The sequence below is a fragment of the Egicoccus halophilus genome, from assembly GCF_004300825.1.
GTDB classification, from domain to species: domain Bacteria; phylum Actinomycetota; class Nitriliruptoria; order Nitriliruptorales; family Nitriliruptoraceae; genus Egicoccus; species Egicoccus halophilus.
Window position 1 is genome coordinate 1,529,129 of the sequence record NZ_CP036250.1, and the last position, 23,421, is coordinate 1,552,549.

Annotated in this window: 15 protein-coding genes; 7 read left to right on the plus strand and 8 right to left on the minus strand. The window is 72.6% G+C overall.

Annotated elements, in window-relative coordinates; genetic code table 11:
- Positions 1–16: 16 nt before the first annotated feature.
- The 5 genes from ELR47_RS06845 to ELR47_RS06865 all read right to left on the minus strand — a co-directional run bounded on the left by ELR47_RS06845 (position 17) and on the right by ELR47_RS06865 (position 7,608).
- Positions 17–475, minus strand: a complete 459-nt coding sequence (locus tag ELR47_RS06845) for a hypothetical protein (RefSeq protein ID WP_130649211.1) — start codon at positions 473–475, stop codon at positions 17–19.
- Positions 472–3,747, minus strand: a complete 3,276-nt coding sequence (locus ELR47_RS06850; RefSeq protein WP_130649212.1) for a DEAD/DEAH box helicase — start codon at positions 3,745–3,747, stop codon at positions 472–474. Before ELR47_RS06850 ends, ELR47_RS06845 begins: the two co-directional genes overlap by 4 nt.
- Before the next feature lie 517 nt (positions 3,748–4,264).
- On the minus strand, positions 4,265–4,816 hold the full coding sequence (locus ELR47_RS06855; protein ID WP_130649213.1) for a hypothetical protein: 552 nt from the start codon (positions 4,814–4,816) through the stop codon (positions 4,265–4,267).
- A 245-nt stretch (positions 4,817–5,061) separates the two neighbouring features.
- Positions 5,062–6,483: a GGDEF domain-containing protein gene (locus tag ELR47_RS06860; RefSeq protein ID WP_130649214.1), complete on the minus strand. Its 1,422-nt coding sequence runs from the start codon at positions 6,481–6,483 to the stop codon at positions 5,062–5,064.
- Positions 6,484–6,660: 177 nt separating this feature from the next.
- The gene (locus ELR47_RS06865; protein WP_130649215.1) at positions 6,661–7,608 is read right to left on the minus strand and encodes an aldo/keto reductase; all 948 of its coding nucleotides are present in this window, start codon (positions 7,606–7,608) and stop codon (positions 6,661–6,663) included.
- Between the two features lie 285 nt (positions 7,609–7,893).
- Here ELR47_RS06865 and ELR47_RS06870 point away from each other — a divergent pair, with 285 nt between their 5' ends.
- The 3 genes from ELR47_RS06870 (at position 7,894) to ELR47_RS06880 (ending at position 17,561) form a co-directional block, all read left to right on the plus strand.
- A complete protein-coding gene (locus ELR47_RS06870; RefSeq protein WP_165403900.1) occupies positions 7,894–8,820 on the plus strand; it encodes an LLM class flavin-dependent oxidoreductase in 927 nt (308 codons plus the stop codon).
- Between the two features lie 310 nt (positions 8,821–9,130).
- Positions 9,131–15,181, plus strand: a complete 6,051-nt coding sequence (gene pulA / locus ELR47_RS06875) for a pullulanase-type alpha-1,6-glucosidase (RefSeq protein ID WP_130649217.1) — start codon at positions 9,131–9,133, stop codon at positions 15,179–15,181.
- Between the two features lie 148 nt (positions 15,182–15,329).
- Positions 15,330–17,561 carry a 6-phosphofructokinase gene (locus ELR47_RS06880; RefSeq protein WP_130649218.1) on the plus strand — a complete coding sequence of 744 codons (2,232 nt, stop codon included), beginning with the start codon at positions 15,330–15,332 and terminating at the stop codon, positions 17,559–17,561.
- Positions 17,562–17,574: 13 nt separating this feature from the next.
- Here the strand turns inward: ELR47_RS06880 and ELR47_RS06885 are convergent, their stop codons facing one another.
- Positions 17,575–18,042 (minus strand): hypothetical protein, encoded by a 468-nt coding sequence (locus ELR47_RS06885; RefSeq protein ID WP_130649219.1) that lies wholly within the window; start codon positions 18,040–18,042, stop codon positions 17,575–17,577.
- A 171-nt stretch (positions 18,043–18,213) separates the two neighbouring features.
- Here ELR47_RS06885 and ELR47_RS06890 point away from each other — a divergent pair, with 171 nt between their 5' ends.
- A complete protein-coding gene (locus ELR47_RS06890) occupies positions 18,214–19,062 on the plus strand; it encodes a superoxide dismutase family protein (protein WP_130649220.1) in 849 nt (282 codons plus the stop codon).
- Between the two features lie 220 nt (positions 19,063–19,282).
- The gene (locus tag ELR47_RS06895) at positions 19,283–19,864 is read left to right on the plus strand and encodes an FHA domain-containing protein (RefSeq protein ID WP_229730699.1); all 582 of its coding nucleotides are present in this window, start codon (positions 19,283–19,285) and stop codon (positions 19,862–19,864) included.
- 425 nt (positions 19,865–20,289) lie between these two features.
- Here ELR47_RS06895 and ELR47_RS18850 read toward each other — a convergent pair whose 3' ends face one another.
- Positions 20,290–20,598 (minus strand): AzlD domain-containing protein, encoded by a 309-nt coding sequence (locus ELR47_RS18850; protein ID WP_165403901.1) that lies wholly within the window; start codon positions 20,596–20,598, stop codon positions 20,290–20,292.
- Positions 20,595–21,329, minus strand: a complete 735-nt coding sequence (locus tag ELR47_RS18855; RefSeq protein ID WP_130651258.1) for an AzlC family ABC transporter permease — start codon at positions 21,327–21,329, stop codon at positions 20,595–20,597. The genes ELR47_RS18850 and ELR47_RS18855 overlap by 4 nt, the downstream gene beginning before the upstream one ends.
- Before the next feature lie 119 nt (positions 21,330–21,448).
- On the opposite strand from ELR47_RS18855, the gene ELR47_RS06910 reads away from it, so the two are divergent.
- Both ELR47_RS06910 and argE read left to right on the plus strand, forming a co-directional pair.
- Positions 21,449–22,144 carry a proteasome protein gene (locus ELR47_RS06910; protein ID WP_130649222.1) on the plus strand — a complete coding sequence of 232 codons (696 nt, stop codon included), beginning with the start codon at positions 21,449–21,451 and terminating at the stop codon, positions 22,142–22,144.
- Positions 22,145–22,210: 66 nt separating this feature from the next.
- Positions 22,211–23,362 (plus strand): acetylornithine deacetylase, encoded by a 1,152-nt coding sequence (gene argE / locus ELR47_RS06915; RefSeq protein WP_130649223.1) that lies wholly within the window; start codon positions 22,211–22,213, stop codon positions 23,360–23,362.
- Positions 23,363–23,421 lie beyond the last annotated feature (59 nt).

The following is a 23,421-nucleotide window of genomic DNA, read 5'->3' on the forward strand; positions in this document are numbered from 1 at the left end:
AGCGCCCAGGGGCCGGTCAGTCCTCGTCGTCCTCGACGAGGCCGTCCGGGTCGATCAGGCCGCCGGCCGCGGCCAGGGCACCGGCGGTGGCGACCGCCCGGTCGTAGACCACCGCGAAGTAGTTGGCCGCGATCTGCTCGTGGCCGGGGAGGGGCGGCGTGCCCAGCGAACGCGGCACCGCAGCCGGGTCGTCGGTGATGTGCACGCCGGTCTCGGTCTCCGGCAGTTGCGCCGGGTCCCCCCACAGCGCGACCGGGTCGGGCTGGTTGCGGCTGCGTCCCCGGTTGCGCCGGTTGCTGCCACGGCTCGACTTGTTCCCGCCCGGGTTGCCGCCGCTGCCGCTGCTCTGACCGCCGCGTTGGCCGGAACGGCGCTCGTCCTTCGCGGCCGGCGGATTGCTCCCGCGGTTGCGGCCGCGTCGGTTGCGCGACGAGCGGCGACCGGAGCCCTCGGGATTGTTGCGGGCCGCACTCATGCCTGTCCTCCTGCGTCGGTGGTCACCAGCGCGGTGGTCTCGTCGGTGAGCACCGCGGCGGTGTCCAGTCCCAGCGCCCGGCGCAGCTGCTCGGAGTCGAGGTCGTCGACCGAACTGGACTTCGGCAGCACGAGGTCGGCGATCTGGCGCTTGCCGGACACGACCTCCTCGACCCGCTCGTCGACGGTGCCCGGACACACCAGGCGGTGGGCCACCACGGTGCGGGTCTGGCCGATGCGCCACACCCGGTCACGGGCCTGGTCCTCGACCGCCGGGTTCCACCAGCGGTCGTAGAGCACCACGTGGCTCGCGGCGGTGAGGTTCAGTCCGGTGCCGCCGGCCTTGAGCGAGAGCACCATCGCGCCCGGGCCGGTCTCGGCCTGGAACTCGGTGACCAACCGGTCGCGCCGGCCGCGGGCGAGCCCACCGTGGTAACAGGCGATCGGCACGCCCGTGCGGGCCGTCAGGTGCGCGGCGAGACGCTCGCCCCAGCTGGCGAAGTGGGTGAAGATCAGCATCCGTTCGCCGGCCTCGAAGACGTTGTCGACGATCTCCTCGAGCCGGGTGAGCTTGCCGGAGCGTCCCGCGAGCTCGCCCTCGTCACCGGTGTAGGCGGCCGGGTGGTTGCAGATCTGCTTCAGCGCGGTGATGGCGGCCAGCACCGCACCCTTCTTCTTGGGCGCGCCGGGCTCTGTCTCGGCGGTCTCGGCCACCAGCTCGTCGAGCACCGCCTGGTACAGGCCGATCTGCTCCGGCGTCATCGGGCAGTGGTCGAGTGCGTCGATGCGGTCGGGCAGCTCCTGGGCGATGACCGGTTCTGCCTTGGTGCGACGGAACACCAGCACGCCGTTGAGCGTCTTGAGCGCCGACTCGGCGGTCGAGCCGGCCTCGGACGCCCTCTGCATCTGCGCCACGAACGTCGCCCGGTCACCGAGCAGCCCCGGGTTGATGAAGTCCATCAGCGCCCACAGGTCGCCCAGGCCGTTCTCGATCGGCGTACCGGTGAGCACGACCCGGTTGCGGGCCTCGAGCCGGCGCAACTGCTGCGCGGTCTCCGAGGTCGGGTTCTTGATGACCTGGGCCTCGTCGAGCACGACCTTGTTCCACGCGATGGCGGCCAGCGCCTCGACGTCGCGCAGGGCGGTGCCGTAGGTGGTCAGCAGCACGTCGGTGTCGGCGACGACCTCGGCGAGCTTCGCTCCCTCGGTGCGGTCGACGCCGTGGTGCACCTGCACCTGCAGTTCGGGGACGAACTTGGCCGCTTCGGAGGCCCAGTTGCCGACGACGGCCGGCGGGGCGATGACCAGCACGGGGCCCTCACCGCGGGACAGCCGGAGATGGGCGAGCAGCGTCGGCGTCTTGCCCAGCCCCATGTCCAGGGCGAGGCACCCGCCGAGCCCCGCTTCGTCGAGGAACTCGAGCCACGCGAGCGCGTTGGCCTGGTAGCTGCGCAGCTCGCCCTCGAACCCCTCGGGCGAGGTCGGCGGCTGCGCCGGGATGTTGCGGGCGCTGTGCAGCAGATCGGCCGCCCAACCCTCGCCGCCGACCGACACCGGCCGGCCCAGTGCCGTGCCGTCGAGCCCGAGCGCGTAGCGCAGCATGTCCGCGCCGGTGAGCCGGGTCTGGTTCTGCCGCTCGGCGAGCGCGGCGGCGGCCGCCTCGAGGTCGGCGTGGTCGACCTCGACCCACTGGCCGTGCGACTTGACCAGCGGGCGCGACTCCTTGGCGAGCCGCTGGATGTCGTCGGCCGTCAGCTCGACGTCGTCGAACACCGCCGACCAGCGCACACTGGACAGCTGCTGGGCGCCGACGGCGGTCTCGTGCTCACCGGTGGAGGTCACCCGCAGCGACGGGGTCGCCTTCTTCTTGGCCAGCGGCGGGACCCGCACCTCGAAGCCGGCCGCGACCAGCACCGGACCGGTGTGGGCCATCAGGTCCCAGGCCTCGTCCTGCGACAGGATCACCTGGCCGCGACGGGTGTCCTTGCCCCGGGCCAGCGGCTCGTAGAGACCCTCGAGGCGCTCGAGCTCGCGCTTGATGGTCTCCTTGCGTTCGTGCTTGGCCCGCGACATGGCCGCTTCGACCGGCTCCTCCTTGCGGCCGGCCGCCGAGGTCAACGTTCGCAGCAGCCACGCGTCGCCCTCGTCGGGCGGGTCGAGCTGGACGGTCAGACCGACCTTCGGGGCGCCGGTGACACCCTCGGCCCAGGTCTTGAGGCCCTTGGCGATCTCGCTGCCCTGCTGGTGCAACGCCTCGAACGTCGAGCCGTCGAGCCGTCCCAGGACGGCCTCGGCGACCTCGGAGGCGCTGCGCGGTTGGGGCGGCGGTGCGGGCACCTCGACCCGCGAGGCGGCCTCCCGACAGATCGCGTCGACGAAGGTCGCGACGATCGAGCGGGTGATCGCGCGCGGGTCGCGACGGTCGAGCGCCGCCACGACGCCCGGCATCGAGCGGGCCAGCGCGGTGAGCTCGTCGTGGTCGATGAGCGTCGCGTCCCAGCGAACGGCGAAGAACGACCGGTTGGCGGGTGCGTCACCGACCTTCTGCAGCTGGGGGACCATGCGTCCGTGGGCGACCAGACGCACCGCCAGCGCGGCGGCCAGCCCCATCCACGTCACCGACGCACCCAGGGCCTCGTCGTCGTGGGTGCCGTTGAGCGCGACCAGCCAGCCCAGGGAGCTGCGCACCGGCGCGGCCACGGCGTCGACCCGGTCACCGGTCGGGAGCTTGAGCGGCTCGTGGTCCCCCCACACGTCGCTGCCGGCTCCGACCTGCTTGAGCCGGGTGCGCAGCGACTCGGTGTCGTCGCTGTCGGCCTCGAACCCGCCTGCCCAGGCCACCACGTCGCCGCGGTCCCAGGTCAGTTGCAGCTGCGCCACCCCGACGACCGGCGGGCGGACGGGCGCGGGCGGCTCCTGCTGGCGTTCGGGGTCCTCGCGCCGGGCCGGGCGGCGCGGATCGCGTCCGGTGAGCTCGACGAGCATGTCGTCGACCCGCTCACGCTCGTCCTCGAAGTCGGCGAGCACCAGCGCCCGCTCGGGACCGTGCAGTTCCTTGCGCAGGCGGTCGATCGTGGCCTGGACGTCCTGGCGGAGCGACTGCAGGGCTTCGACCCACTCGTCGTGGTGGGCCTGCAGGACCGCGGTCTCCGACGCGTCGGCGAGGCCGTCGAGGTGGGCCTGAGCGAGGTCGCGGTAGTCACCGAGCGTGACCGGCCGGGGTGCTGTCGTCGTGCTGATGGTCGTCTCTTTCGTGCCTGTACGCCCGCACACGCCCTGGGCGGGCGCGTCGTGCGACGTCGGAACGCACGTCGTCTCGTCCCCGTCGAGCTCCCGGTCCGGAGCGCCGGAGCTCGTCGGCGGAGCGGTCGGAGACGGCCGCCCCGTCGGGTCGGGTGCCGGCCGTGGAGGCCGGCGATGCCACCATGTCAGGCGTCCCCTGGCGGGGACGCGGTGACCGGATCCACGCTGCTGCTGTTCGGCGTTCCTGCGCTCGTGGCGCGGAGAGATCCAGCCCCAGTCGTACCGGTGCGGTGGCGTGCCACCGCACCACCACGTGTCGACAGCCTACCGGCACCCTCACCGGGAGTCCCGCATCCGGGAACTGCCCGTTCGACCTGCGTCGCGTCGGGGGTGGCGGGTCGTGTCGGTGGTGCAGGCAGGAGGGCCGGTGGCGGATGCCACCGGCCCTCGTGCGACCCCACCCCTGCGGAGCTTGCCGATCTGGGGAGCTTGCCGATCTGGGGAGCTTGCCGATCCGTCGTGTGCGGAGACGTCGGGTGGTGCGGTGTCAGGCGAAGGCGACCGCGTCGCGGCGCAGCTTGAGCACGACCAGCCCGAGCCCGACCAGGGTCAGCCCGACCACGAACGCGAAGGCCGAGAAGGCGTAGGACAGGATTCCCAGGGCCAGCACGCTGGTCAGGCTGGTCGCGGTGATCCAGGACATCCGGGCCTCGTTTGGCACCATGACCGGCTCGCCGGCCTCGTCGAGCACGACCTCACCGGTGGCCTCGTCGATCTGGGGGACGACCCGTTCCATCTCGGCGTAGCGCAGCCCGTCGGTGCCCGCGAGCTGGTGGGAGGTGATGATGTCGGACTGGACCCACATCGAGATCGGGCCACGCACGTCGATGCCGGGGATGACCGCGTCGTCGGGGGTGACGATGTTCTCCACCGCGGCGGTCTGGTAGGTGTAGATCGCCCCGCCGATGCCGCCCAGCGCGGAGAACGCGCCGACCACGATCGCGCCGATCGCGACGATGGTGAACAGCAGGTTCGGACGCAGCTTCAGCTCGACCTGTGGGGCGGTGCCGGTACGGGGTTCGGTGACCTGGGTGCTCATCGTGGGCTCTTTCGGTGGCCGTGGCACCGTTTCTGGTGGGGTGCCGTTGACAGCAAGTGTCGACCACCCCCGGGTGTGCCGCTCCAGGCACACGACCCGTGCCTGCCCGCCGCAGGTCCCGACCTGACCGGGACCCTCGACCCGACGTCCCGGTCGGGACCAGGCGGCGGAGAGGCGACCGTGAGGCGGTGAACCGCCCCGGAGGCGGGAGGCGACCGCGGAACGGGGCGACGGGCCACGCGAGGTCAGCGTCGGCGCTTGACCTCGTACATCCTGGCGTCGGCCGCGCGGATCAGCTCGTGCGACGCGTCGCCGTCGGAGGGCCAGCGTGCCCACCCGAGGCTGATGCCGACCTGCAGGGTCAGCGCGCCGACCTCGATCGGCTGCTCGACGGCGGCGCCGGCATGGTCGATGGCGGCCAGGACGTCGGACTCCCGTTCGGCCGCGTGCAGCAGCAGGACGAACTCGTCTCCGCCGATGCGGGCGACGGCATCACCCTCGCGGGTCTCCTCCGATAGCCGTCGGGCGACCACCCGCAGCACCTCGTCACCGACCTGGTGGCCGTGGGCGTCGTTGATGGGTTTGAAGCCGTCGAGGTCGCCGTAGGCGATGGCGAAGCCGCGGCCGTCGCGGCGGGCGCGGGCGATCGCCGCCTGCAGCTGGTCGTCGAACGCGGTGCGGTTGAGCACGCCGGTGAGCGGGTCGCGTCGGGACTCGGCGCGCAGCTCGGACTCGAACTCGAGCCGTTCGAGCGCGTTCTCGGCCACGCGGGCGACCGTCTGCAACGCCCGGCGGTCGGCGTCGAGCTCCCGTCGCAGGTTGCTGATCGTCGACGTCGGCACCAGCCACCGGGCACGTCCGCGGACCGTCAGCGCCGCGGACACCACCGAGGTGGGCGGCGCCTGCTGATGCAACTCGACGTCCTCGACACTGAGCAGTTCGGCGGCCAGGACCCGGACCCGCCGCTCGATCGCGGCCGGTGTCACCAGTGTCGGCAGCTCCGCCGCCAGCTGGAAGAGCAGGTCCGTCCGGGTGCGGGCGGCCACCATGTTGCGGTACTGCCAGTACAACAGGTGGAACGCGCTCGCCGTGGCGACGGCGAGGCCGAAGGCGAGCGGACCGATCGTGCCGACCTCGGCGATCGCGGCCCCCACCAGGGCCGACACGGCATAGACGCCGAAGGCGGGGAACAGGAACGGCAACAGACCGTGGTGCGCGGGGGGGCGCTGGCCCCGCAGCCGCAGCAGCACCAGCATCCCGGCGTGGTAGAGCCCGAGGCTGGCGAACGCGAGCACCAGGGCGAGCGGCACCCGGAGCCAGTCCGTGCCGACGAATCGATCGAACGCGGCGAAGAGCGCCACCGTGACGGCGTTCGACACCGCGGTGCCGGACGCGAAGTACAGCCGTCGGCGCAGTCCACGGCGTCGGGCCGCGAGCTCGTAGCCGGCCGTCGGCAGCGTCATGGCCAAAAACGCCTGTGGTGGGGGGAGCAGCAGGACGGCCAGGACGAACACCGTGCCGTCGAGCACGTAGGCGGCACGGTGCCGGCCGAGGCCGAGCACGAGGGGGAACGCCGTCACCACGACCCCGACCACGACCACGCCGAGGACGTACCAGTCCGCGAGGGGGCGCGGATCCCGCCAGGCCACGACCAGGGCGAGACACACGGCGACGCTCGCGACGACCGTGCATGCCGCGAGGAACCGGCGCGCGCGCTGATCCAGTGCTCGTCCTCCTCGCTCGGCGTCCCCGTCGGTCAGCGTCCGGTCACCGGCGCGGACGTCGGTCGTCCGCGGCTGCGGCCGTCGCGACCGGGGTCGTCGCAGGCCGCGCCCGACGCCCGCTCACGCCGAGCGGGGGGTCGGTGCCAGGCGGTCGAGCTCCTCGAGGTCCTCCTCGGTCGGTGTCCAGGCAGCGGCGGCGACGTTCGCGACGACCTGGTCGGCAGCGGTGGCCCCGGCGATGACCGACCCGACGGCGGGCTGGGCGGCGAGCCCACCGACGGCGACGTCCAGCAACCCGATGCCGCGGGCGTCGGCGAAGTCCTGCAGCGCCTCCACCACGTCGAAGCGCTCGTCGTTCAGCCATCGCTGCGCTCGCTGCGAACCGTGCAGCCGGGTGCCCTCGGGGGCCGGCTCGCCGCGGCGGTACTTGCCGGTGAGCAGCCCGCTGGCGAGCGGGAAGTAGGGCAGCAGGCCGATGCCGAGGTGTTCGCAGGCCGGGACGACCTCGGCCTCGACGTCGCGCTCGAGCAGGCTGTAGTGGTTCTGCGCACTGACGAAGCGCTCGAGTCCCGACGACGTGGCGGTCCAGTCGGCATCGACGATCTGCCAGCCGGCGAGGTTCGACGAACCGAGGTAGCGGACCTTGCCCTCGTGGACCAGCTCGGTCATCGCGCCGAGGGTCTCCTCGATCGGCGTCGCCGGATCGGGGGCATGCAACTGGTAGAGATCGATGTGGTCGGTACGCAGCCGACGCAGCGACGACTCGACGGCGCGGCGGACATAGGCGCGCGAGCCCCGGGCCTGCCAGGACGGACCGTTGTGGTCGACCGCCATGCCGAACTTGGTCGCGAGGACCACCTCGTCGCGGCGCCCGGTCAGGATCTTGCCGAGATACTCCTCCGAGTCGCCGTACACGTCGGCGGTGTCGATCAGGGTGATGCCCGCGTCGAGCGCGGCCTCGACCACCGCCCGGGAACCCGGGAGATCCAGGCGGCGTCCGAAGTTGTTGCCACCGAGCCCGACCGCGGACACCACCAGTCCGGAGTCGCCCAACCGCCGGTACTCCACCCGTGCTCCTGTTCCTCGCGTCCCTGGCACCCGTCCGGGGCCCTCGGTGACCCGCGCCCGTCGCAGCGGCACCCGTGCCCCGCGTCAGCCTGCCGTGGCCGAAGGTGCGTCGCGACGCGGCACGGCGGGCCGTGCGCGCGTCCCTCGGCCGGGCCACCTCGACCCTAGCCGTGTCGCGCCCGTTCGCGACCGGAGCGCCCGGCGGCTTGGATGTGGCCGGAGGCCGTACAGCCCGTGCGGCGGGTACGGACCCGATGGTGGTCGAGCGGCGCGAGGAGCGGCACGGTGCGACGGAACCTCATGATCGAAGGCCAGGAGAGCGTGAGCTGGGAGCAGTGGGTGGCGCTCGCCCACGCCGTGGAGGAGGCTGGACTCGAGGGCCTGTTCCGCTCGGACCACTACCAATCGGTGGAGAGCATCACCGAACGCAGCTCGTTGGACGCCTGGGGGACGATCACGGCGCTCGGTGCGGTCACGACCGGCATCCGGCTCGGGACCATGGTCTCGCCGGCGTCGTTCCGCCACCCGTCGGTGTTGGCCAAGGGCGTGGTGACGGCGGACCACGTGTCGGGCGGCCGCGTCGAACTGGGCTTCGGTGCCGGCTGGCACGACCTCGAGCACCGCACCTACGGGTTCCCGTTCCACGACCTCGGCACCCGCTACGACGTCTTCGCCGAGCAGCTCGAGATCGTCCGCCGGCAGTTCGAGGAGGAACGGTTCGACTTCGCCGGCGAGCACTACCGGCTCGAGGGCTGCGAAGCACGTCCGAAGCCGGTGCAGTCGCGGTTGCCGATCATCCTCGGGGGCAAGGCCGGTCCACGTGCGGCGGCACTCGCCGCCCGGTGGGCCGACGAGTACAACACCGTCTACGCGACGCTCGAGGAGGTCCGCGAACGACGCGGCAACATCCTGCGTGCCTGTGACGAGGCCGGACGTGAGCCGCTGCGCTTCTCGTTGATGACCGGCTGCGTCCTGGGGGAGGACGAGGCCGACTTCCGGGACCGGGCCGGCCGGCTGCACGCGCTGGGCGGCAGCGAGCAGCCGCTCGACGACTGGCTCGACGCCCGCCGCGACGTGTGGGTGCTCGGCACGCTCGACCAGGCGGGGCAACGCCTGGCCGAGCTCGACGACGCCGGCGTCGAGCGGGTCTTCCTCCAGCACCTGCTCCACGACGACCTCGAGGGCGTCGCCCTGATGGGCCGGCTCGACTGAGTGGTCCCGCCGGCGCGCGCGTCCCGCCGGCGTGCGCGATGCCGTCGTCCGTCGCGCGCCTGTCGCGCTCCGCGTCGATGGTGACACGGCCGCTGCGCGTCGGGGGACGCCCCGGCGGTCGCGCGGAGAAGTGACGGCAACCGTCAGCCAGGCCGGTCTCCGCGCCAGTTCCTGGCCCGAGCGGACCGCGGTGGGCCCGAGGTGGAAAATCTTGCAGCAATTCTCTACTTGTCATGCAACATCACTGCAAGCTTGAGTGGCGGGCACGGGCCCGGGACGGTCCGTGGACCGGGAGAGAGGGAGAACTGCCGTGCGACGTCTGTCGGCGGGCCTGCTGGCCTGCGCCCTGTTGCTCACCGCCCTACCGGCCGTCGCGGGGGCGCAACCCGTGTCGCCCGACTCGGCGGCGCGGCTCGATTCGCCCGGTGCGGGATCGGCCGAGGCCCAACCCGCCCCCGACTGGGCCCGAACGGCCTCGATCTACCAGGTGTTCGTCGACCGTTTCCGCGACGGCGACCCGGGCAACCCCGACGTCGACCCCTCGCTCGACTTCAGCGAGGCGCTCAAGGACTGGATGGGCGGTGACGTCGACGGGGTCCGCGCGGGCCTCGACCACATCGAGGAACTCGGGTTCGACACCATCTGGCTCGGGCCGATCTACGACAACAAGTACTTCCACGGCTACCACCCGACCGACTTCCTCGCGGTCGACCCGAACTTCGGCGACGTCGAGGCGGTCCGTGCCCTGGTCGACGAGGTGCACGACCGCGGCCTGCGCATCGTCTACGACTTCGTGCCCAACCACACCAGCGACGAGCACCCGTTCTTCGTCGACGCACGCACGCGCTGCCAGGACAGCCCCTACGTCGACTGGTACCGGTTCAACGAGGACTGCTCCGACTACCAGAAGTTCTTCGGCATCGACGAGCTGCCCGAACTCGACCTGCTGACCCCCGACACGCCGGCCTCGCGCCACCTGCTCGACGAGGTGGTGCCGTTCTGGCTCGAGGACCTCGGCTTCGACGGGTTCCGCATCGACCACGCGAAGGGACCCGGTTCGGTCGACTCCGAGGGCACCGACGACAACCAGCGCTTCCTCGCCGCGCTGCGCGACCGGGTCGCCGACATGGAGGGCGACAAGTACCTGTTCGGGGAGATCTGGTCGCCGCGCGACGCGATCGCGAGCTACCAGGACACCCTGCACGGTGCGGTGAACTTCCCACTGCACGACGCGTTCACGTCGACGTTGGCGGGCAACGCCTCGCTCGCCGGCCTCGACGGCGCCGTGCGCGCCGACCTGGCCGCCTACGACGACAGCTTCGTGACGCCGAGCTTCCTCGACAACCACGACGTCCAGCGGTTCGTGTTCCGCGCCGGCAACGACGCGGCGGCACGCGAGCGTCTGCAGCTCGCGATCACGACCCAGTTCACCCTGCCCGGCTCGGTGATCGTCTACCAGGGCACCGAGCTCGGCATGGGCCAGACCGCCAACACCGAGGCCGCCGAGGGCGGCTGGGTGGACCGCTGGTACCGCGAGCCGATGCCGTGGGACGACGCGACCTGGCCCCATGCCGACAGCGACGGCTTCGTGCTGCAGCGCCCCGACGAGGACGTCGCGGCGCTGGTGCAGGATCTCAACGCCCTTCGCGACACCGAGCCCGCGTTGGCCGACGGCGAGTACCGCACCGTCCACGCCGCCGGGGACCTCTACCTGTTCGAACGCGTCTCCGACGCCCAGCGCCTGCTGACCGTGATCAACCGCGGTGGCGCGCGCGCGGTCGACCTCGCCGAGCTGTACGGCGCCGAGGTGCCCGCCGGCGTGGCACTCGCCGGGCTGCTCGAGGGCGGCACGGCCACCAGCAGCGACGGCGGCCTCGAGCTCGCGCTCGACACGCGCGACGCCGAGGTGTTCGAGGTCACCGGTGCGCTGCCGCCGGCCCCCGGTCCCGACGACACCCCGCCGGCCGACGTGCCGGACCTGGTCGTGCTGCCCGGCGAGTTCCAGTCCGAGCTCGGCTGTACCGGCGACTGGCAGCCCGACTGCGAGGCCACGGCACTGACCTATGACACGACCGGCGACGTGTGGCGTGGCAGCTTCGACCTGCCGGCCGGCACCTGGCAGTACAAGGTCGCGCTCGACGGCTCGTGGGAGCGCAACCACGGCGCCGGCGGGGTGCTCGACGGCCCGAACCTGAGCCTGACGCTGGCCGAGCCGACCACGGTCACGTTCCGCTTCAGCCACCGCACCGGCTGGGTCGCGAACTCGGTCCAGCACGTGTTCGCGACCGTCCCGGGCGACGTCCAGAGCGAGGTCGGCTGCCCCGGTGACTGGCAGCCGGACTGCTTCCGCACCTGGCTGCAGGACCTCGACGGCGACGGCACCTACACCTGGACCTCGACGGGGCTGCCGGCCGGCAGCTACGAGTTCAAGGTCGCCCTCGACGGCGGCTGGGACGTCAACTACGGCGAGGGCGGCATCCGCGGCGGCGACAACCTGCGGGCCGAGCTGACCGAGGGGCAGCGGCTGCGTGTGCACTTCACGCCGCCGACCGACGGTGGGGACGCCGACCTGCGCTTCGAGGTGCTCGCCGGCGACGACCCGGTCGAGCCGCCGCCGGGCGTGGAGCGCGACCACGCGGTCGTGCACTACCAGCGCGCCGCAGGTGACGAGGACCAGTGGGGCGTGCACCCCTGGGGTGACCTCGACCCGTCCGAGCAGCGCGAGTGGCCCGACCACAAGCCCTTCACGGGTGAGACCGAGTACGGCCGCTTCACCTGGCTCGAGCTCGCGCCGGGTGCCGAGGAGGTCGGTCTGGTCGTCGGACGCATCGGCACCGACACCAAGGACCCGGACGCCGACCTCGTCTTCGACCCGCGCCGCACCCCCGAGGTGTGGGTGAAGCAGGGCGATCCGACGCTGTACACCTCCCAGGCGGCGGCGCAGGGCCACGTCACCATCCGCTACGAACTCGCCGACGGGGACGCGGGCAGCGGTCTCGGGCTGCACCTGTGGGGCGACGCGCTCGCCGACGGTGCGGGCACCGACTGGGACGCGCCACGCCCACCCGACGGACGCGACGGCTACGGCGTCTGGTGGGAGGTCCCCGTCGACGACGTCGACGCCCAACTGGGCTTCATCCTCCGTCGCGGCGCCGACAAGGAGCTCGAGCCCGACCTGTTCCTGACGCCGGCGGACACGCCGAGCGCCTGGCTGCGTGCCGGCGACCCGACCGTGCACGCGTCACGCGCCGCGGCGCTGAACCTCGCCGTGCTGCACTACCACCGGCCCGACGGGGACTACGGCGACGCGACCAGCGACGACTACACCGACTTCTGGGGCCTGCACACCTGGAACGGTGCGCCCGACCCCGGGTGGACCACGCCACGTCGTCCGGCCGGCGCGGACGGCTTCGGCCCGGTGTTCGAGGTGCCGCTCGACGCCGGCGCCGAATCGCTCAACTACCTCCTGCACCGGGGCGACACCAAGGACCTTCCGCAGGACCAGACCCTGGACCTGCAACGCTACGGCCACGAGGTGTGGATCCTGTCGGGTGTCGAGGAGTACCTGTTGCCCGTGGTGAGGAACGGACCGGCCGGCGGCAGCACCGACCTGCGGCAGGCCCGGGCCTCCTTCGTCACGAGTGGCCTGATCGCCTGGCCCTTCGACACCCCGGCCGGGGCGACCTACCGGCTGCACCACGCGGCCGAGGGCGGCCTGGCCGTCGTCGACGGCGGGGTGAGCGGCGGCGACGCGGTGGAGCTCGAGGTCCTCGACGGTGGGCTGCCGGACGCGGTCACACAGCGCGACGGGTTCCGCCACCTCGCCGGACGCGCCGCGCTGTCGGTCCCCGAGGAGGTCGACCTCGACGCGTGGCTCACCGGGCAGCTCGCCGTGTCGGCGACCACCGCGGACGGCACGCTGTTCGCGGCCACCTCGCTGCAGCTGCCGGGGGTGCTCGACGAGCGCTACGCCACCGACGCCGACCTCGGGCTGACCTGGCAGGACCGGCGGCCGAGCCTCCACCTGTGGGCACCGACCGCCAAGCGCGTCGCCGTGCACGTGTTCGACACCTCGACCGCGACCGAGCCGCGACAGGTCGTCGAGGCGACCCGCGACGGCGGCGTGTGGTCGGTGGCCGGCTCGCCGACCTGGAACCGCAGGTACTACCTCTACGAGGTCGAGGTCTACGTGCCCGAGACCGGCCGGGTCGAGACCAACCTCGTCACCGACCCGTACTCGGTGTCGCTGGCGATGGACTCGACGCGCTCACAGTTCGTCCGGCTCTCGGACGCCGACCTCCGACCGCGCGGCTGGGACGCGCTGACCAAGCCCGCGTTCGCCGGTCAGCACGAGCTGAGCGTCTACGAACTGCACGTCCGTGACTTCTCGATCTCCGACCGCACCGTCCCGGCACCGCACCGGGGCACCTACCGGGCCTTCACCTCCCCCGACACCGACGGGATGCGCCACCTCGCCGCCCTGGCCGGGGCCGGGCTGTCCCACCTGCACCTGCTGCCGACCTTCGACCTCGCCACCATCCCCGAGGACCCGGCCGACCGCGTCGAGCCGGACATCGCCTTCGACGGCGACCCGGCCTCGGAGGGACCGCAGGCCGCGGTCGCCGCGGTGCGGGACCGGGACGGGTTCAACTGGGGTTACGACCCGTTCCACTACACCACGCCCGAGGGGAGCTACAGCACCGACCCCGACGGTCCCCGGCGGATCCGCGAGTACCGCGAGATGGTCGCGGCGATCAACCGCACCGGGCTGCGCGTCGTCAACGACGTGGTCTACAACCACACGCACGCGGCGGGGCAGGACTCCCGCGGCGTCCTCGACAAGATCGTGCCCGGCTACTACCACCGCCTGTCCGACACCGGCGTCATCGAGACCTCCACGTGCTGCCCCAACACGGCGACCGAGCACGCCATGATGGAGAAGCTGATGATCGACTCGGTGCTCACCTGGGCCACCGAGTATCAGGTCGACGGGTTCCGCTTCGATCTGATGGGTCACCACCCGAAGGCGCAGATGCTGCGTCTGCGGGAGGCGCTGGACGGGCTGACGATCGCCGAGCACGGCGTCGACGGGGCGAAGATCGTGCTCTACGGCGAGGGTTGGAACTTCGGCGAGGTCGAGAACGACGCCCGCTTCGTACAGGCCACGCAGCACAACCTCGCCGGGACCGGCATCGGCACCTTCAACGACCGGTTGCGTGACGGGGCCCGGGGCGGCAGCCCGTTCGGCGGGCTGCGCGAACAGGGGTTCGTCACCGGCCTGGCCGTCGACCCCAACGCGACCGACCAGGGCACGGCCGCCCAGCAGGCGACCCGGGCCCGGCAGCTCGCCGACCTGGTGCGCATCGGGCTGGCCGGCAACCTGGCCGACTACCGGTTCGAGGCGGCCGACGGCACGGTGAAGGCCGGGCGGGAGCTCGACTACGGCGGCTCGCCCGCCGGCTACGCCGAGGTGCCGACCGACAACGTCGTCTACGTCTCCAAGCACGACAACGAGACGCTGTTCGACGCCATCCAGTACAAGCTGCCGACCGACGCGCCGATGGCGGAGCGGGTGCGGGCGCAGAACCTCGGCCTGTCGGTCGTGGCGCTCGCCCAGGGCACGCCGTTCTTCCACGCCGGCAGCGACCTGCTGCGCAGCAAGTCGCTGGACCGCGACAGCTACGACTCCGGGGACTGGTTCAACCGGCTCGACTTCAGCCGGCAGACCAACAACTGGGGGGTCGGGCTGCCGCCCGCCGAGAAGAACCGCGACAACTGGGACGTGATGCGGCCGCTGCTGCGTGGGCTGCCGGCACCGGCGCCCGCCGACATCGACCGCAACGCCGAGCACTTCCGGGAGCTGCTCGCGATACGGGACTCCTCGGCGCTGTTCCGCCTGCGCACCGCCGAGCAGGTGCAGGAACAGTTGCGCTTCCACGACACCGGTGACGACGCCACCCTCGGCGTCATCGCGATGTCGCTGACGGGCGGCGAGGACGCCTACGCCGACCTGGTCGTGGTCTTCAACGCCTCGGCCGACCCGTACGTGCTCGACGACGCCGAGGTGGCGGACGGCGACTGGCGCCTGCACCCGGTGCAGGCGGCGTCGACCGATCCGGTCGTGCGCTCGTCCGCCTACGACGCGGCCACGCGCACCTTCTCGGTGCCGGCGCGGACCACGGCGGTGTTCGTCGTCGGTGACCAGGACCCGGGGACCGACCCCGAGCCGTGTCCGGACCGTCCGGGCAACGGCCAGGGCAAGGGCTGCCCGCCGCCGCACGCCGGCCAGCCGGGCCGCCCGCCCCACGCGGGGCAGCCCGGGCCACCACCGCACGCCGGTGGCCCGAAGAAGGGGCGCTGACGCCGGCGCGGGCGCGAGCTCCACGCAGGCTCCGGGGCGAGGTGGCCAGGACGGCCACCTTGCCCCGCTCGCGTGTGGCGGCTAATCAGCACGCCAGACCGACGGAGACCACGTGGACGTTCCCCCTGCGCCCGGAGCACGACGCGACATGAACCGACCCGACAGCATCGGCGTCCTCACCAGCGGAGGCGACGCGCCCGGCATGAACGCCGCCGTGCGCGCCGTGGTGCGCACCGCGCTGGCCGAAGGCGTGGACGTCTACGCGATCTACGAGGGCTTCCGCGGGATGGTCGAGGGCGGGGACGCCATCCGGCCGATGGGATCGCACGACGTCGGCGGGATCCTGCACCGCGGCGGCACCGTGATCGGCACCGCGCGCTCGGACCGCTTCCGCACCCGCGACGGCCGGCGGCAGGCCGCCGCCAACCTGCTGGCGCACGGGATCGACGCGCTGGTGGTCATCGGCGGCGACGGCAGCCTCACCGGCGCCAACCTGTTCCGTTCCGAGTGGCCCGAGCTGCTCGAGGAGCTCGTGGAAGCTGGTGAGCTCGACGCGGACGTCGCCGCCGCGCACCCGCACCTGCGGCTGACCGGCATGGTCGGCTCGATCGACAACGACATGTTCGGCACCGACATGACCATCGGTGCCGACACGGCCCTGCACCGCATCACCGAGGCGATCGACGCGATCCACGCGACCGCGGCGAGCCACCAGCGCTCGTTCGTCGTCGAGGTGATGGGGCGCAACTGTGGCTACCTCGCCCTGATGTCGGCGCTCGCGACCGGCGCGAACTGGGCGTTCATCCCGGAGAACCCGCCGCAGATCGACGACTGGGAGGCCTCGCTGCAGTCGATGGTGCGCGCCGGCCGCCGCATCGGCCGCCGGTCCAACCTCGTGGTCGTCGCCGAGGGCGCCCGCGACCTCCACGGTGAGCCGATCACCGCCGACCGGGTGCAGAAGATCCTCGAGGAAGGCCTGGGGGAGGACACCCGGGTCACGATCCTCGGGCACGTCCAGCGCGGCGGGGCGACCTCCGCGTTCGACCGCAACCTGTCGACGCAGTGCGGCTACCACGCGGTGCAGGAGCTGCTGCGGCTCGGGCCGGACGAGGAACCGAAGCTCATCGGCATCCGGCGCAACCGGATCACCTCGTCGCCGCTGATGGAGGCGGTGGAGCGCACGCACGCGGTCGCCGACCACCTCCAGCGGCAGGAGTACGACGAGGCCATGCTGCTGCGCGGCGGCAGCTTCGCCGAGTCGTTCGAGACCCTGCGGACCCTCGTGCGTGCGCAACCGAGCCCGCCCATCGACAGCGAGCCCTCGTTGCGACTCGCGGTGCTGCATGCCGGCGGCCCGGCGCCGGGGATGAACACCGCTGCCCGTGCCGCCGTGCGGGTGGGGCTCGACCGCGGGCACACCATGCTGGGCGTGCAGCGGGGCTTCAAGGGGCTGCGCGACGGGGACGTGGCGCAACTCGACTGGATGAGCGTCAGTGGCTGGGTCTCGCGGGGAGGAGCGGAGCTCGGGACCAGCCGCCTGGTGCTCGGGGCCGACGAACTGGCGGCGATCGCCCGCACGGTCGAGGAGCAGCGCATCGACGGGCTGCTGATGATCGGGGGCCTGTCCGGCTACGAGGCGGCGCACGCGCTGCTCACCGCCCGCGACGAGCACCCGGCCCTCGACCTGCCGATCGTGTGCCTGCCGGCGACCATCAACAACGACGTCCCGGGCACCGAGTTGTCCATCGGCGTCGACACGGCGCTCAACTCGATCGTCAGTGACGTCGACAAGATCAAGCAGTCGGCCGTCGCCTCCCGGCGCTGCTTCGTGGTGGAGGTGATGGGCAAGTCGTCGGGCTATCTGGCGCTGACCAGCGGCATGGCCACCGGTGCCGAGCGCATCTACACCCCCGAGGAGGGCATCACCCTCGACGCGCTGCAGGACCACGTTCGCGGGCTGACCGAGAGCTTCCGCAACGGGCAGAGCCTGGGGCTGGTGATCCGGGCCGAGGAAGCGGACGAGGTCTACACCACGCCGTTTTTGTGGGCACTGTTCGAGAAGGAGGGCGGCAACCTCTTCGACGTCCGTCAGGCGATCCTCGGCCACGTCCAGACCGGTGGCAACCCGTCGCCCTTCGATCGCATCCAGGCCACGCGGCTGGCGGTCCGTGGCGTCGACTACCTCGTCGAGGCCGCGGTCGACCGTGGCCTGGCGAGCGCCGTCGGCGGGCTCGTGGCCGGGAAGGTGGCGTTCACCCCGCTCCAGGAGGTGCCGGCGCTGCTGCGCGAACGCGAGGAGCGGCCGACGGACGTGCCGTGGTTCTCGCTGCGGCCGATCGCGGACGTGATGGCACGGCCGGCACCACCGCCGACGGCATGAGTCGCCCGGCCGGTCATTCCTCGGCCTCCACGGTGGTGACGGGGACGTCGACGACACGGGCGATGCGACTGGGCAGGTCCAGGCGCAGCCAGCGCGACAGGCCGGGCGGCAGGGTCGAGACCAGGACCTCGTCGACCCGCACGTGTTGCAGGGCCTGACGGACCGCTTCGGCGCCGTCGGGATCGCCGAGTTCGCCCTCGGCGCGGCCACCGGCGTCCCGCAACCGCTCGAGCATGCGCTGCAAGCGCAGTTCGCACCGACGTCGCGCCTCGGCACGGGCGTCGTTGACGTCCTCCATCGGCACCGCCGGCAACGCGAAGAACGGGTCCGGCGGGGACCACACCGCCACCTCGTAGCCGAGTTCGGTCAACGGGACGACGACGTGGAAGTCCCGGACCCCGGCGTCGATCCGTTCCCGCACGGCCGCGTCGAGCTTCGCCCCGCCCAGGGTCTGGTTGGCCACGATCAGGCAGCGTCCCACGGTGGTTCCTCCTCGTCCCGGACCACAGCCTGCCCGGTCGGCGCCCGGCGGCCAAGCTCCACCGACCGCAGGACCTTGGCCCGACGGCCGGGTCGGCCGGCGCACGGGCGACGCCGGCCTGCCAGGGTGCCCCACGGCGCCCGCGTGGGGTGCCCGACGACGGGGGTAGTCATGCGCTCCACACGACGTACGGTCGCCGGACTGCTGCTGGCACCGGCGCTGGTCCTGGCGGCGTGCGAGGACGGTGAGTCCCCGACGGCGGACCAGACCGACGGGGTCGAGGGCACCGCGGACGTCGGCGACGTCGAGGGCGAGGAACTCTCGCCCGGTGAGGACACGGGCCCGGCGACCACGACCGACGACCAGCGGGTCAGCGGTGAGTTCGTCGACGTGGACGGTCAGACCGTCGGCACGGTGTCGATGTCCGAGACCAGCGACGGCGTGCTCGTCGAGGCACAGGTCGACGGGCTCGACGAGTCCGGTTGGCGCGGTTTCCACCTGCACGAGAACCCGACCTGCGATCCGGACGACCCCGAGGGGCCCTTCCAGGGTGCCGGCGGGCACTGGGCCCCTGCGGACACCGACCACGGTGAGCACCCGGGCGACTTCCCGCCACTGCTCGTCAACGACACCGGTGCCTACGTCACCTTCCTCACGACCGCGTTCCGGTTCGCCGACCTGCCGCCGGACGGGCTGGCGGTGATGATCCACGCCGACCCCGACAACCTGGGTCACATCCCGGACCGTTACCAGTCCGACGACGCGGACGAACCGGGTCCCGACCAGGCCACCCGCGACACCGGCGACGGGGGCGACCGTGCGGCCTGTGCCGTCGTCGCACCCGACGGCGACATGGACCAGGACGCCCAGGCGGACGCGGACGGGCTCGACGAGGACGAGGCGGCGGACGACGGGGCCGCGGACGACGAGGACGCCGACGACGTGGGCGCCGACGCGGACGACGAGGGCGGCGGCGAGGTCGACGACAGCCTCGGCAACGGGGAGGAGGCCGAGGACTGATCCTGCCGCCGGCGACGTCGGCGCAGCGACGCTCGGCGCCGGACTGGTCGGACGGCCACCGGCGAAAGATGGCGTCGACTGGCCAGGCGGTCGCTGCCATTCGTCCGGGCCGGTAGGTCAGACTCGGCGCACACCGCGAAGTGTGGAGTTTCGCGGTTCCCAGTTCGACGGAACGAAGCCGGTCGAACGTGACACGACGCGAGGAGTCGCCGTGCAGCCCATGCAAGCCCAGGCCCCCAAGGCCCAGAAGATCGTCCCGGTTCCCACACTGCGGTTCGACGACCCCATCCTGGCCGGACTCCGGCTGCGGGTGGACAAGGACGTCGCCACGCTCGGGCGCCGCGAGGACAACGGCTACGTGCTGCCCGACCCACGCGTCTCGCGCGTCCACGCGGAGATCCGCAAGGACGGCAACGTGCTCATCGTCACCGACCTCGGTTCGAGCTCGGGCACGAAGGTCAACAACGAGGCCATCGCCGGGCCGACCGTCGTCCGTCACGGCGACCGGATCAGCTTCGGCCCGCTGACCGCCACCCTCGAGGACCCCGCCGCTGCCATGCAGCGCGAGGACGCCACGATGGTGTTCGAGATGCCGAAGGTCGAGACCGGGCCGCACCTCTCGCCGCGCCAGCAGCAGGTGCTGGAGGGCATGGCCGAGGGGATGACCAATTCTGAGATCGGTGAACAGCTCGGCGTGACCGAGCGCACCGTCAAGGCCTACGCGCAGGAGCTCTACGACAAGCTCGGCGTGCGCAACCGCGCCGGTGCCGTGTCGCAGGGCGTCAAGCTCGGGCTGCTCTGACCGCTGGCGCCCGACGGGCGCCGTGCGGCGGGAAGTCTCCGACGGGCCGGGCAGGCGACTGCCCGGCCCGTCGCCTGCGTGCCCGGGCTCGCCCCGGACGCCGGTGCCGAGGTCGGGGGGAAGGGTGGCTCCACCCACGCGTGGTCGTCCGCCAGGGGACCGAACGGCCGGCGCCCCCGTCGGTTCGACCGGTGGGCAGGCGCCTCGCGTGCGCGCACACTCGTCGTGCGTCCCGAGCGGCCCCCCGAGCAGCCCCAGCGAGACTGGTGGCCGGTTCGGGACCGGCGGATCCCCACGATCTCCCTCCGTCAGCAGCACCCGCTCCATCTGCACCACCTCTCCCACGAGAACGAGCCGGGCCCCGTGCCCGGCTCGTTCGCGTCGTGCCACGGTTCCGGCCTGCTGCCGGCGGCCGCGCACAGCGGTCACAGGCGCAGCAGCGCCGTGCTGAGCATGGCTGCGAGCACGACGACGAGGAACGGGGCGCGCAGGGCGACGGCGAGCACGGCGACGCCCACCCCGGCGAGACGGGCGTCGAGCACCAGACGGGTGCCGTCGGCGACGGTCTGCACGGCCACCAGGGCGGCCAGCAGGGCGACGGGCAGCATGGCGGCGACGCGGCGCACCCGTGGATCCTCGAGCACACGATCGGGCACGGACAGACCAGCCAGCTTGACGAGGTAGCAGCCGAGCGAGCCGGCGACGACCGCCGTCCACAGGGCGGCCGCGCTCACGACTCGCCCTCGTCGGGGGGCTCGGCAGCGGTTCCGACCACCGGGCGCTCGCGGCCGAACAGCGCGATGACCGCCGCCACGGCGGCCGCCACCAGGACCGGCATGCCGGCCGGCACGAACGGCACCACGGCGATGGCCGTGAGCGCGGCCACCACCGCCACCACCCATGCCGGCACGTCGCGCAGGCGAGGGGCGAGCAGGGCGACGAACGCGGCCGGCCCGGCGACGTCCAGACCGAACGCGGCCGGGTCCTCGAGCAGGTCGGCGCCGACCGCACCGATCACGGTGCCGAGGTTCCACAGCACGAAGACGGCCACGCCCGTGGCCCAGAAGCCGACGCGCGAGCGTGCCGCGTCCGGCTGCGCCACGGCCATCGCGGCGCTCTCGTCGATGACCAGCTGCGAGGCGAGCAGCCGTCGCGGACCACGGGTGTGCAACAGCGAGCTCAACCGCAGGCCGTACAGCGCGTTGCGGGTGCCCAACAGCACGGCGGTCGCCGCGGACGCCAGCGGACCACCACCCGCGCCCACGACCCCGACCAGGGCGAACTGCGAGGCACCGGTGAACATCAGCAGCGACAGTGCCACGGTCTGCGGCAGGCTCAGCCCGGCGGCGACCGCGATGGCACCGTAGGACAGCCCGAAGGTCCCGGTCGCCACGCCGATGCCGACCGCGTCGCGCACGATCGCGCGGCGGTCGGCGGCAGGGACGGTGGACGTGGACAAGGGCACCACCAGCGTTGGTCGGACGGCGGCGCACGGTATCGGTCACGGTCCGACGGCCGCGCCCGTCGGGCGGCAGCGAGCCGACCGGCGGCTTGGCTGAGGACCCCGAGCGGAGGAGAGGCCACGTGACCGTCGTACTCGCGCTGCGTTGCACGGACGGGCTCGTCATCGGAGCCGACACCCAGATCACCGAGAACGACCGCGGCATGAGCTATCCGGCGCAGAAGCTGCACGCGCTGGGCTCGCACGCCGCCTGGGGTGGCAGTGGCGCCCGCGGCGTGCTCAACGACCTCGCCGCCGACCTGCACGAGTCCTCGGGAACGGTGCTCGAGGCCACGGACGTCGGCCGGGCACTGCAGGCACGGACCCTGCCGATCCTGCGCCACCACTACGACAACTTCATCGAGGACGTCCCGGGCGAATCGCTCGGCGCCACGCCGTCGGCCTACGTCCTGGCCGCCGGCTACACCCGCGACGAGCCCTGGATGGTGGAGATCAACCCGACCGGCCTGGTGAGCCGGTACGAGGACATCGGCTTCCACGCCATCGGCAGTGGGGCGCCCATGGCGCAGCAGGCGGGTGCCCTGCTGGCGCACTTCCGCATGGTCAAGCGTCCGGTCCGCTACGGCCTGATGGGGATCGTGCGGGTGATCGACGCCCTGACCGTCACCTCGCCGAGTGTCGGCGGCCCGATCGACGTGTGTCGCGTGACGCCTGACGGTGCGCACCACCTCGATGACGACGAGATCGCCGAGGCCCACGACGACGTCGCGCACTGGCAGCAACGCGAACAGGAGACCCTCGACGGTCTGTTCGACTGAGGCGTCGGAGGTCCGCCTCGACGGCCCGCTACGGTCGGCGCCCGGCGAGCGGCGAGGAGCACCGCCCTGGACACGCTGGAGTTGTTGGACGCGCTGGTCGGAATGGACACGACCGCCCGGCACCCGAACCTGCACCTGCTCGGGTTCATCGAGGCGCTGCTCGACGACCACGGTGTTCCGCACGAGCGCGTGTGGAGCCCCGACGGCACCTGCGCCAACCTGATCGCCCGCATCGGCCCGGCGGTCGAGGGCGGGGTCGTGCTGTCGGGCCACACCGACTGCGTCCCGGTCGCCGGCCAGCCCTGGAGCCGGGACCCGTTCGCGATGCATGCCGCCGACGACGGCCGTCTGTACGGCCGTGGCGTCGCGGACATGAAGGGCTTCCTCGCCGTGGTGCTGGCGGCGCTGCCGAGCATGCTGGCGGCCGATCTGCGGCGACCGGTGATCCTCGCGTTCTCGTACGACGAGGAGGTCGGCACGGTGGGGGCGCCGAGCCTCGTCGAACGGCTCGTGGCCACTCAGCCGCGCCCCGAGTCGGTCGTCATCGGTGAGCCGACCTCGATGGAGGTGGTCACCGCCCACAAGGGCGTGCGGGCCTTCACCACGGTCGTCGACGGCCGCGACGCCCATTCGAGCCAACCCCAGCGGGCCGCGAACGCGGTCGCGGCCGCGGCGCGCATCGCGACGTTCCTCGACGACCTCGCGATCCGGCTCGAGACGGCTGCCGCCGACGAACGCTTCGATCCGCCCCACACCACCGTCAACCTGGCCACGATCGAGGGTGGTCAGGCCATCAACATCGTGCCGCGCCGGTGCGAACTCGCCTGGGAGTACCGGCCGGTCCCCGCCGACGACTCGGAGGCGATCCTCGACGAGGTCCGCCGCTTCGCCGACCAGGAGGTGCTGCCCCGGCTGCGACGCGGCAGCGGTGACGGGCGGATCGAGTTCGTGGTCGACGCGATGGCCCGGGCGTTGGCCGACGAGGACGGCGGCCCGGCCGAGACGTTGTGCCGCGGACTGACCGGCTACACCGGGCCGTCCCGTACGGTCGCGTTCGGCACCGACGGTGGCCACTTCCAGGCCGCGGGACTGTCCACGGTCGTCTGCGGGCCCGGATCGATCGACCAGGCCCACGTCGCCGACGAGTGGATCGAGCACGCCCAGCTGCAGGCGGCCGAGGCCTTCGTCGCCGGACTGCTCGAGCGTCTGTCGAGCTGAGGCCCGCACACGCGCGGCCGTCGGGAGCGCACCGCGTTCGCGGGTCCGTGCGACGACGT

What these genes read in the sequence shown, in the direction of transcription:
- ELR47_RS06845 (WP_130649211.1), bottom strand. Translation starts at nt 475, where the DNA reads ATGAGTGCGGCCCGCAACAATCCCGAGGGCTCCGGTCGCCGCTCGTCG.
- ELR47_RS06855 (WP_130649213.1), bottom strand. Translation starts at nt 4,816, where the DNA reads ATGAGCACCCAGGTCACCGAACCCCGTACCGGCACCGCCCCACAGGTC.
- ELR47_RS06880 (WP_130649218.1), top strand. Translation starts at nt 15,330, where the DNA reads ATGAACCGACCCGACAGCATCGGCGTCCTCACCAGCGGAGGCGACGCG.
- ELR47_RS06895 (WP_229730699.1), top strand. Translation starts at nt 19,283, where the DNA reads ATGCAAGCCCAGGCCCCCAAGGCCCAGAAGATCGTCCCGGTTCCCACA.
- ELR47_RS06890 (WP_130649220.1), top strand. Translation starts at nt 18,214, where the DNA reads ATGCGCTCCACACGACGTACGGTCGCCGGACTGCTGCTGGCACCGGCG.